Source organism: Pseudanabaena cinerea FACHB-1277, from assembly GCF_014696345.1.
GTDB classification, from domain to species: domain Bacteria; phylum Cyanobacteriota; class Cyanobacteriia; order Pseudanabaenales; family Pseudanabaenaceae; genus Pseudanabaena; species Pseudanabaena cinerea.
This window is the reverse complement of the sequence record NZ_JACJPY010000022.1, coordinates 43,292-54,188: the sequence shown is the minus strand read 5'-3', so window position 1 is coordinate 54,188 and position 10,897 is coordinate 43,292. Positions and strand designations below refer to the sequence as shown.

The 10,897-nt window shown below is 35.7% G+C and carries 10 protein-coding genes; 1 reads left to right on the top strand and 9 read right to left on the bottom strand.

Annotation, left to right across the window (positions count from 1 at the left end; genetic code table 11):
* Window positions 1–385: 385 nt before the first annotated feature.
* On the top strand, window positions 386–1,150 hold the full coding sequence (locus H6F44_RS09185) for a class I SAM-dependent methyltransferase (protein WP_190350651.1): 765 nt from the start codon (window positions 386–388) through the stop codon (window positions 1,148–1,150).
* A 26-nt stretch (window positions 1,151–1,176) separates the two neighbouring features.
* Here the strand turns inward: H6F44_RS09185 and H6F44_RS09180 are convergent, their stop codons facing one another.
* From H6F44_RS09180 to H6F44_RS09140, 9 genes are all read right to left on the bottom strand, one after another.
* Window positions 1,177–2,010, bottom strand: coding sequence for a glycosyltransferase (locus tag H6F44_RS09180; protein ID WP_199302058.1), 834 nt, complete (start codon window positions 2,008–2,010; stop codon window positions 1,177–1,179).
* Between the two features lie 341 nt (window positions 2,011–2,351).
* Window positions 2,352–3,698, bottom strand: coding sequence for a hypothetical protein (locus tag H6F44_RS09175; RefSeq protein ID WP_190350649.1), 1,347 nt, complete (start codon window positions 3,696–3,698; stop codon window positions 2,352–2,354).
* 13 nt (window positions 3,699–3,711) lie between these two features.
* Window positions 3,712–4,932 (bottom strand): glycosyltransferase family 4 protein, encoded by a 1,221-nt coding sequence (locus H6F44_RS09170; RefSeq protein WP_190350648.1) that lies wholly within the window; start codon window positions 4,930–4,932, stop codon window positions 3,712–3,714.
* A 15-nt stretch (window positions 4,933–4,947) separates the two neighbouring features.
* Window positions 4,948–5,811 (bottom strand): glycosyltransferase family 2 protein, encoded by an 864-nt coding sequence (locus H6F44_RS09165; protein WP_190350647.1) that lies wholly within the window; start codon window positions 5,809–5,811, stop codon window positions 4,948–4,950.
* An 82-nt stretch (window positions 5,812–5,893) separates the two neighbouring features.
* Window positions 5,894–6,625, bottom strand: a complete 732-nt coding sequence (locus tag H6F44_RS09160; RefSeq protein ID WP_190350646.1) for an FkbM family methyltransferase — start codon at window positions 6,623–6,625, stop codon at window positions 5,894–5,896.
* A gap of 155 nt (window positions 6,626–6,780) precedes the next feature.
* Window positions 6,781–7,728, bottom strand: coding sequence for a hypothetical protein (locus H6F44_RS09155; protein WP_190350645.1), 948 nt, complete (start codon window positions 7,726–7,728; stop codon window positions 6,781–6,783).
* A 66-nt stretch (window positions 7,729–7,794) separates the two neighbouring features.
* Window positions 7,795–8,484, bottom strand: coding sequence for an acyltransferase (locus tag H6F44_RS09150; protein WP_190350644.1), 690 nt, complete (start codon window positions 8,482–8,484; stop codon window positions 7,795–7,797).
* Between the two features lie 15 nt (window positions 8,485–8,499).
* Window positions 8,500–9,597 carry a glycosyltransferase family 10 domain-containing protein gene (locus tag H6F44_RS09145; RefSeq protein WP_190350643.1) on the bottom strand — a complete coding sequence of 366 codons (1,098 nt, stop codon included), beginning with the start codon at window positions 9,595–9,597 and terminating at the stop codon, window positions 8,500–8,502.
* Window positions 9,598–9,611: 14 nt separating this feature from the next.
* Window positions 9,612–10,892, bottom strand: coding sequence for a glycosyltransferase (locus H6F44_RS09140; RefSeq protein ID WP_190350642.1), 1,281 nt, complete (start codon window positions 10,890–10,892; stop codon window positions 9,612–9,614).
* Between the last annotated feature and the right edge of the window lie 5 nt (window positions 10,893–10,897).

Genomic DNA, 10,897 nt, shown 5'->3' with positions numbered 1-10,897 from the left:
CTAGATAGGTCATACTTACTATGACTTGACCTATCTTTTTTATCTTAAATCCTCAAATCCCCATCTACTCATACTTCCCATATCTTTTGTCGCCCCGTCAGCCCCCGTACACTTCTCCTAGGGCTGGAACAACCATTAATACTCTTGTATTTTTTTTCATTTTATTATGTTGGTTACTTGCTTATATAACAAGATCTAAAAACATAAACTAATTTTATGCTTTTATGCTTTTTTTGATAGCTTTTGCTCTATTTTGTTAGATATTTTCTAATTCAAAAAAATATATTGTCAATATATGTAAATAGGGATACTATAATTTAGTAAAAGCCAGCAACTAAAATAACAATTACATAACAATGTAATTCTCAAAACATGACTTATCTATATGAATGATAAAAAAGAAGTTATAGTTCAGAAGTTTTTTGATAAAACATCTTCCATCTATTCGCAGTATTTCGATAAACAAAATAAGTCGGGCAAAACTTACAACTTCAACAAAAGATTGGACATAATATCTAGTATGTCTGCTAATTTATCGGGAAGTGTACTAGATTGTGCTGTGGGGGATGGACAAATAACTGCCCAGATTATTAAATTTGGTAAGTTTTCAAGGGTGGTGCTGGTTGATATTTCCGAGAAAATGTTGGAACTCGCTAGAGAAAATTGTCAGTCTGTAGTTGAGAATGATCTAGTTCTAGAGACAGTACACGCTGATGTATATGATTTTTTGGAGTCTGATAGAGCTGATACTTATGATCTAATTATATGTTCTGGACTGATAGCTCACATTAGTGATGCGCCCCGTTTACTTCAGCTCATGCATAAAGTTCTATCTCCAAACGGTAAAATCATTTTGCAGTCAACTTTGCTTGATAATCCAGTGACGGCGATTGTTAAGTATTTAACAGAGAAAAGCTACTATGCCAAAAATGGATACATGATTAAATACTATAGACACAAAGATCTATTGCAATTATGTGACCTAGCTAATCTGGAAATCGAGTCATATCGAAAATTTTCTATGGGATTACAATTTTTGGATAATAGATTGCCTCCTAAATTAAATTATTTCTTGGAAATTTTCCTTGAAAGTATTGCTAGATTTGTTGGTTCCGAAGCAATTTACTTACTAGGAAATAAAATGGTATAAAAAATAATATAGATTAGCAATGTAAATTAGCTTTTATTCGAGACAAAGGCGATCGCATTCTGCACACCTTGAGCAAAATAGTTAGGCGAAAAATTCTGGATGTGCATCAAAGCCGCTTTTCCCATTTCTTCTAGGTCTATGTACTTCGCAGACATTTTGAGCATTAAATTTGTTAGTTCTGCTTGATCTTCAGGATCGAAACCAAAGCCATTTATTCCCTCAATTAATAGATCTTCGTAGCATCCACAGCGATTAGAAACTAGTACGGGTAAGCCTGCTGCCATAGCTTCATTGACAACTAACCCCCATTGTTCTGTCGTGCTAGTATGCACAAAGCATTTGGCATGGGCAAAGTAAGGTAGCAATTCCGCTTGCTGCAAAAAACCTGTTAGGTGAACTTGGTCTTGAATACCGAGTTCAAAAATTTTTTGTTCTATTTGCGATCGCATTTCGCCATCACCACAGAGAACTAAATGCCATGCTGAAGTTTGATCAACTCGCTGTAGGTATTGAGCATAGGCAGAGAGCAAAAAGATTAAATTCTTCTTAGGAATAAAGCGGTTGATCGCTAGAAAAAATGGAAATTTAATTGGTCTAGGTAAATGTCGAATTTTATCTCGATCAAAATCATTATTGTTGACCACATCATAGCCAAAGAATATAGAATCTTTTGGCATATCTAGATTTTCTAAGTATCTTTGATGAGGTTGACCACCAACAATTGCCGCATCATAAAAACTAACAATAAATTTTTTAAATAATTCTTTGTATCTAGATCTTGGTGCATCGTCTTGCTTAGATTCGGACATCAAGACTGCTTTTTTACCACGACTTTTGCTCCAAAAAAGTGCAACTAACATAGAAATTTCACTATATCCAGACAGAAGCAAAATATCAGGATTAATTTCATTTAATTTTTTAATTAGATCTGATATTAACTTCTTCCTTGGTATATGTTCGTATCTATGATCCGAGGAAATAGTAATTAAATCAAAGTTCAAATGATCAGTCTTTGATTGCCAAGGATACTCAACTGATGATCGCGCTATTTCTAAACCAAATATATTAATACCTAAAGGTTGGCATATATCTCTAGCAGCTTTCACTCTGGCAATGTGATAAGGACCAAAATTGGTGAAAAAAATGCCTACTTTTAAATTTTTAGTCTCCAAGACAACAGTATTTGAAAAAGCATCAATATTCATAAATAAGAAGATTTGCGTGGTTTATTTAATCTAGAAGATTGCGATCGTCTCTCCATTTTTTCAAGATACATAATAATAAAATATCCGAATACTATAGGCCAAAGAACTAGTAAAGTAATATCTCTACCCAAGTTTGGCGTAATACCTAAACCAACCAAAAATAGAGATAATCTTAAAATAGACTCTCTTTGTATCCATAGACGTGCCAAGAAACCTGACCAAACCGACATAATCAAGCTAACAAATATAGGACCGAACCAAGAACCAAAGTTTAATACACCTCGCCCAACAAAACCTGCGGAAATTGTCGCTTGAATACCACTCTCAGGATTTCGTAATAGATTGTATTCATAACCAATTAGAGGTTTGTCTGGCAAAAGGAATCTAGGAATAATATTAAGCGCTTCGGCAACATAATCCATACCATATTGCAATGATAGCTTGCCATTTTCGTAAAAAGTATTAATGAAACAAAGCTCCTCAAACATATTTAATCCTTGGTGCTTAATTTCTTCACTAATCACAGCATCTCCTTCAAAATATGCATCTATACCTGTATTTCTTAGGGCAATTACAATCAAAAACAAGTAGTTGATTACAGCGAATGAAATGATTGAGACTATTAACTTAGCAGCCCATTTTTGCTTAGATATGATTAAGTAAGTAAAATATGCAGGCATTGCCACCGCTAAAAAAGAGTTTCTTGTCCCCGATAAATAAAATGCTGGCCAGCTAATACAAATGACTAAAAAATTAATAATTCGTGGCTCTAGTTTTTTCTGAAAGAATATTAATATGCCAAACATGGCACAGATTAAGGCGTAGATATAACCAAGAGCAGAAGTAACGAAATCAAATCCTTGTCCAACACCTCCACGACTCCAAAGTCTGGGAGCCCAACGACCTCCTCTAGGAAATAGAGCTTGCCAGACATCCCAATTTAGTTGACTGATACCATATACCAGTAAAATTAGCCAAATTATCAGAAAAATTTTAAGTAGTTGTTCAGGACTAAGTGAAAATCTATGGGAGGTTTCAGATAGGTTTTTTAGATAAACTCGCTTTGTTAGAGCATTGGTAATGCTTGGCAAGCATAGCCTAAATGTTACTAGAAAGATGATAACTTGATAAAATCCTTGGTCTAGGATGGAGGAATCAAATATTACTAGTCTCTCAGGAGTGTAAAATACTTCTGTGAAGTACCAAATAATTGTAGTTGCATAAATAGCTAAGGCAGGAATTGCCCAACTTTTATGGAACTTATTGACTGACTCTAGGATTAAAACGCATACTATTACACAGGCAGTGTAGTAACTAAAGGGAATATCTAGGGTGTCAGGCATAACTGGATTGATGCTAAAGGATATTTGCTAGGTTGGTCGCCAAATTATCGATGCTAAACTTTGAAGATAGTTTAGTTTGTTTTGCAAGTTTAACCAAGTTTTCTGGTTGTGCGATGCATCTTTTTAATACATCAGCGATCGCTATGCCACTTACTTCTTCCAAAACCCAACCGTTTACACCATTAGTTACAACCTCACCACAGTTGCGAGAAGCAATAATTGGCAGTTGCCAAGCCTGAGCCTCTAGCTGAGTTAAACCGAAACCATCGGAAAGCGTGGGAAACAAGAAAATATCGGTTTTTTGGTAAAAAGTGATGGTCTCACTGCGGTTCACTTGACCTAACCAAATAATTTTGGGATGATTTTGAAAATATGTGGGGATTTCAATTTGGCTGGAACCAACAATCCAAAATTCAATGGGCAAATGCTCAAGTATTTTAATTGCTTCTAAAACTGCAATAATTCCCTTTCTTAAAATTACTTGACCTAAAAATAACACCCTTATAGGTCGATTTTCGCTAAACGAATTTGGATATTCGCGAATAAAATCATTGGATAGAACTGAAGGGCTATAAACTAAGGGTAATATGTGAATTTTTTGATTGTTAACGCCAGAGTTTTGTAAAAGTTGCTTAGACCAAGAGGAATTAACAAGTATTGCGTCTGCTAGGTCGCATTCTTCTCGCCAGTTTTGCCAGTAATCTAGTGGTGCAGGTCGCCAATTTGGCGCATAATTTGGATGTTCCTGATATTCTTGTAAAACTATTTTTTCCTCTTCTACACCAGGATCAATTTGTCCTAAAACTGTTAGCCAACCCTGCTGTTTAGCAAATTTAAATAATTCTAAAGCGGCATAGCTATAGGAAAATAAAACAATAGGATAGTTGGCTTGATTAAGAGAATTAGCAACTTTTTTTAATTTTTCCAAGCTTTTCTGTTGAAACCAAAAATTGCGCTTGATAATTAATTGCCAACCTAACGTTTTACTGAGCTTGTTTTGTAATTCAAATCGAATTAAATCAGTAGTAAAGGCATATTTATTAGCACTATCTAAATCATATGTGTATCTTTCTTGTAATGATTTAGGTGCGATCGCTTTTACAGGATTATGTGGCGATAGCCAAGCATCAGTTATTAAGTATTCTAATTTTCGATTTTTGTGTAATGCCCTAGGAATAGCATAATTTTCTCTAGCCCCAATTTGACAACAAATCCAATGAGAATATCTATTCATTAATTTAGTGTCTATTTATCTGCTAGATTTAGCAAGCTTTCGGCTTAGTTGCATTGTTTGAGGTGTAACTGGCTTTCTCTGACTGCGGTATTTATACAATAAATTGGGAATAAGTAAAATTCCTTTTAGGATGCCATCCCATCTACCTTGACTTAAGGTGTATCGTAATCTATTGAGAACCTGTAAGATACCAAGAATAATATATTTAGCAGGATATCGTAAATAAGCTAGTAAGGCTGTGTTGGCGATATGAGCAGCATTAATTTCAGGGCTTGCATGATGCTCTAGTTCTGTATCATGAAATACTTGCAAATCTAGAACTTCAATAATTTGCCAACCTTTATCTAAAATTTGCAGTGCAACATCTGCTTCTTCCATACCATAGGCATAACGGAGGGGAATATATCCAGAAGTCTGCATAAAGGCTTCCTTTCTAATTAAACAAGCACAATTTTGAAAGCAGGATACTTCCTGAATGCGATCGCTTTTTGATTGGTTCAATTGACGACTATTACGACGGATTTCTTGAGCAGAGATAACGGCTGCTTTGGGATATTTAGCAAAAGTATCTAAAGCCACTTGAAAATAGTCAGGAGAAATAGGCCAAGAATCATCATCAAAGCTGGCAATTATGGGATATTTAGCTTCTCTGATTAGTTTATTGCGACCTCCACCAGGTCCTTGAGTTGTTTCACTAGTAATCCAACGAACTAAAGAGTATTGTTTTTGAACAAGAAAATTTTTTGTTTCCTGATCTCCAAAATCTATGTGTATAACTATTTCACTTGGAAGAGGATTTGAGGTAAGTATTTTTTCTAAACATAACTGAAGTACTTTTAATCGCTTGTAAGTAGGAATTACAACTGAAATATTTAGCATTGATGCTCACTGTTACTTTCTAAAACTTTAATCTAATTCAAAAGTATGTATGTCATCTTTAGAGATTAAATAAAAATGAAGACTAATTAAGGCAAAGAAAGTCGGTTTCGTATAAATAAACTGAATAACCATGGCTTTCCATTAATTCCTTAGATTTGATCCTATCAGCAGGAGAAAGATGTTTGCACTCAAACAATACAACTCTAGGATGTATTTCTTCAAAGTCAAACTGTCTAAGAATCATATAGTCAAATCCTTCTGCATCTATATGAAGTAGATCAATGTGATTGATACAATATTTTGACAACAAATCAGGAACAGTTAAGGTCGAAACAGGTATCTCTTTAACGTATTTATGTAAATTGGAAGATAAATGCTTTATAACGTGTGACTTATCTATACTAGCTACACCTCTTAACCAAGGCTCAATCTTTTGACCTGTTCTGCTAGATTCTTCTTCATCTACCAAAAACATTGAAATAGATGTACTTTCCTCAAATATTGCAGATTCTTCAACTTTGAAACGGTTGGTGTCTGAATAGTTATCACGAAGCATTTGAGCATAATGTGGAATAGGCTCGACTAAAATCCCTCTAAATCTAGTGTCAAACATTAGAAAATCAGAAAATGGGTCGTTTAAAACTCCATCATTAGCCCCAATTTTTAATACAAAAACTTGATTGAGATGAGCAAGTTTTTCTTCGGTTCTAAATCTTATTCCAGGAAAAAAAATACAATATATTCTTCTTAGTAGATTATGAATTAGTGGCAATGATTTTAGTAATGTAGAAATTTTGATTGACAGATTTTTCATATTTAAAGAAAAAATTTAGAACTGAGTATCGCCTAATGAAATGCAAGATAGTTAAGTTAGAAATTAGACAATTAATTTTAATCTTTTTTTAAGATTTTAGATGTATATAGATCATCACAAAATTATTGATTTCATTCTTGTCGCATAAAATGAGTTTAATTAATTTTCTTCAAAAACTTTGTGCTTAACAATAGAAATTCATCTAAAATAATATTTAACCAAGAAAAAATATAAGACATAAATCTATTACTATAAAAATTCTTGCTTTTATAAAGATTATTATAGTGAGCTAATCGAAAAGCAGTAAAAGGCTGACTAAATGATTTTCTGATATAAATCAATGGCTTATTGCCGCAGAAATGGATGATAACTGGTTTATCTGTGATTTTAGGTGGATTATATACATTACATTTAAATAGTTGCTCTAATGTAATCTTAGTATAGTCTGCTGTAACTAATTGAAGGTCAACTACTTTATATGTCAATGCTCCTTTTTGATGAGAAGAAAAAACCATGTAGTTAACTATACCTTGCTCCCAAAACTTAAATAGGTCTGGAGATCTATTTAGTAAATTTTCTAGCTTTAAATATTCCTGTAAATCAAGACAGTTTCGTCTAGCTACAAAGGCTCCTGAGCAAAAGTAGGGCTGTTTTTGCCATTGAAAATGAGGATTAATTGTAAGAATTTGATCAACATCAAAAAACCACTTACACACTTCCTGCTTTGATAAATCTCCATACAAATCAGGACGCATAACAACAAAGTCTATATCAGATAAATTAACTTGTGTCAGTAAGTCTCCCCAAATAATCGCATCACTGTCTAAGTATAGAAAACGCTCAAATGGTCCTTCCCAAATAGCAGCTAGTTTGGAGCGCCCTGAGCCAGGACAGATTTTACGAAGATCTGGATTAGATAATTGAGATAGATAAAGAGGTTGAACGTTATAAATATCAATAAGTTCTTGAATTGAAAAATCTCCATCGACAATTACGCATATAGGGACATCGCCTAGAAAGTGTCGAATACTAGCACAGGTTGCTTTAGCAAGGAAGTAGTCTCCTGACCAACAGGCTGTCACAATACCAAAGGGTTCTGTCATATTGTTGATTTTGGTTTATTTAAATTAATTTGCTTTTATTATTTGGTGATTAATGAATCCTAATATTTATTGATCTAAATAATCATTGCGCGATCGCGTCCATAGTATATCAGTTTTGATCGTCTTAGCAGGATTGCCCGCCGCGATCGCATTTGACGCGATCGACTTAGTGACTACAGCTCCAGCCCCAACTACTGCACCAGACTCGATGGTGACACCTTTGAGAATCATCGATTTTGCACCGATCCATACGTGATCGGCAATTTTTATATCTTGAGCATGGTTAATTCTTTGTTTAGATTGTTGATCAAATATTCCATGAGAGTCACTACATCTAATATCAACATCGTAAGAAACTAGACAGTCTTTCCCAAGTGTAATTTGCTTACCTTCTGATACGGCTATTCCTACTTTTTCTAGGGAGCTATATTCACCAATTTCTAGCAGCCCATCACTATTTTCCATCCATAATACTGAGCCTTGACCGATAAAAACGCTTCTACCAATTTTCAATTTTAGATTTTCTCCTTGCAAAACGATTTTGACACCTTGGAGAGTACATCCTCTAGCAATTGAGACGAAATTATTATCTCCAATAATTTTAATAGAACATTGTTTTAAAATAGCTTCTGCCCTATCAAAATGATTGTTCTTGCCATTGAGCTTAATATGGTTGCCTCTGCTCAAAAGTTTGGCATAAATGGTTCTAAAAGCTTGAGAGTTGCGAAGATATTCTTTGATTTTATGAAAAGCCATATAGTGAAACTGTGCCTATACTATGCTTAATAAGACATTTAGCGCTGTTTCGGCAAATCTATGGGAACTAAATGCTTGGAATTGTACTGATTTTAAGTAATCAACTCCCACATCACGCATTTTTTGCCATGTTTTTTCGGGAAGGTTAATCAAATATTTAAACATTTCCTGATAGGAAGAAAAATCTCTGGCATCGACAAAGGCTTCTGATGGAATGTAATCGCTAATGCGGCGATCGCCTAAGTATACTGGTACTGAGCCAGACATAAGTGGATCAAATATTTTCTCGCTAATATAACCTAGATCGCCTTGAAAATTCTCGAAACTAAGTACAAATTTGTACTTTTCGCAGAGTTGCCATTTAGAAATATTGGGAATACCTCGCCAACATTTATAGGGACGATTGATATAGAGGGGACACCATGATATCTGTTCACCATTCCAGCCTCTTCCATAAAGCTCCAAAAAATCAGGAGCCAAAGACTCGGCAAGTTTAGCGATCTGGCGGCGGTGGGAATATAGCTCGCCAAAGATCGCTTCACGAAACATAGGTATTGAGCAATGCCAACCTGATAGAAATTTGCCTATGGCTGGGAGTCCTGCTAATCCGACTTGACGCATTGCTAAGAAGCCTTCTATGCGATTGCTATTGATCAGCAATAAACCTTTGCGTTCTGCAAAGGGAATATTAGTTTGGGGATAACGGATTTGATTGGGTAAGCGGTAATGATGATAGTTTTTTGGAAAATGTCCGAGTTTGGGATGTTGATAGGTTAAGACAGCATCAAAATCTTGAGTATTTAACTGATGCAGTGCATGAATTGCGAGAAAGGGGCTTTCAAGAATTTGGAGAACTTTAGGAGTGTTAGGCTTGAGTTGAGCGCAAATTTTTTGAAATTCGCGGCGGGTGGGAGGAAGATCTAAAAACCAAAAGATGTCAGCTGAGTCTAATGGGGCTTGATCCCAAGTATCAAGCTGAAAGCCATGTTGAGCAGCTTGTTGCTTCCAGAGCGAAAATGCTTCTTGGTAAACCGATGAGAAAGAAGTACCTTGTGTGAATAATTTGTTATTGCACCAGTCTTGAAAGGATGGGCGGACGAGAACTCTCTTCATTTTATGTATAGCTTTCACCTATGCAAAAGTTCTTGATAGAGACTGATGTAACGATCTGCCATAAGTTGAGAGCTAAATTCTTTTTCAACACGATCGCGTGCCGCTTTACCCATTGCTAGACATTCTTGAGGATGGTGAGCAAGCCATTCTAGTCCTTGATATAGGGACTGCACTGAACTAATTTGATCCGCCAGCCAGCCTGTCTCACGATGATGCACAAGATCAGGAATGCCACCTGTGCGAAATGCTAGTACAGGTGTGCCACAGGCCATTGCTTCGAGGGCTGTTAATCCAAAGGATTCAATTCGACTAGGCATGACAAAAATATCGGCGGCAGAATAGGCTAGGCTTTGCAGATGGGATGAGGATAGATGTCCAAGGCTAATAATATTTATCTGTGAGTTGAGGGTGGGTATTTGTCCTGCGCCAAAGATGATGAGAGTAATTAATTGATGTTTTGCGAGTTCATTGATAGCTTCGATTAAAATCGCTAAGTTTTTGTTGCGATCGCTGAGGTCAGCACAGGCAAAGGCGATCGCTAACTGATTAGGGTTGATTTTTAAGGCAGCTTTGGCGATCGCTTTGTCGATGGGTTGATATTCATTAGTATCAATACCCAAATGAATAGTGCGAATGGATCGCGCATATTTGCCAAGGGCAGACTTTTGAGCTTGTGCGGTTGTCCAAGTGCTGTTACCGACAAGGTGTAAGTTTAGCTTTTGGTAAAGCTTGGCTTTAATTTCAAAGTTTTGCCAAGATTGATCGCGATCGCCAGACTTTTTAAGGCTAGGGCAGTTGGCACAATGACTAGTAAAGCGATCGCAATCTAAGGCATGGTGGCAACCTCCTGTAATTGGGTTCATATCATGGAGTGACCAGACCACAGGAATATCTGAGGGTATCGAGTTAAAAAAGCTGGGTTGATCAAGCCATCGGGATATCCAATGTAAGTTAATAAGTGACGCTTTGGGCGCAATATCTTGCAGCTTAGTTTGATAAATCCATTGAGGTTTGGTGAATAAACTTCTTTCAGAATCTATTTGTTTCCATTGTTGGGTAGTAGCAATAGATTCGAGATTACGCCATATTATCGATGTATGGCGATGATCTCTATTACTATGTAATAGCTGACTTGTTCCCTTACGAAACACAAGTTTACTGGATATATTTTTTGCTAGTAGGGCTTTATGAATACGTTGAGTAGCAATTCCTGATCCTCCTGTTAATTCAGTAGTTAAATGGCAGACAGAATACATTTCTATGTAAGGTTGAGGAGTATTTATGGAAAGATTCAATGGAT

Coding starts and splice junctions, on each gene's coding strand:
- H6F44_RS09170 (WP_190350648.1), bottom strand. CDS start 4,932: ATGAATAGATATTCTCATTGGATTTGTTGTCAAATTGGGGCTAGAGAA.
- H6F44_RS09185 (WP_190350651.1), top strand. CDS start 386: ATGAATGATAAAAAAGAAGTTATAGTTCAGAAGTTTTTTGATAAAACA.
- H6F44_RS09165 (WP_190350647.1), bottom strand. CDS start 5,811: ATGCTAAATATTTCAGTTGTAATTCCTACTTACAAGCGATTAAAAGTA.
- H6F44_RS09180 (WP_199302058.1), bottom strand. CDS start 2,010: ATGTTAGTTGCACTTTTTTGGAGCAAAAGTCGTGGTAAAAAAGCAGTC.
- H6F44_RS09175 (WP_190350649.1), bottom strand. CDS start 3,698: ATGCCTGACACCCTAGATATTCCCTTTAGTTACTACACTGCCTGTGTA.
- H6F44_RS09155 (WP_190350645.1), bottom strand. CDS start 7,728: ATGACAGAACCCTTTGGTATTGTGACAGCCTGTTGGTCAGGAGACTAC.
- H6F44_RS09160 (WP_190350646.1), bottom strand. CDS start 6,625: ATGAAAAATCTGTCAATCAAAATTTCTACATTACTAAAATCATTGCCA.
- H6F44_RS09145 (WP_190350643.1), bottom strand. CDS start 9,597: ATGAAGAGAGTTCTCGTCCGCCCATCCTTTCAAGACTGGTGCAATAAC.
- H6F44_RS09150 (WP_190350644.1), bottom strand. CDS start 8,484: ATGGCTTTTCATAAAATCAAAGAATATCTTCGCAACTCTCAAGCTTTT.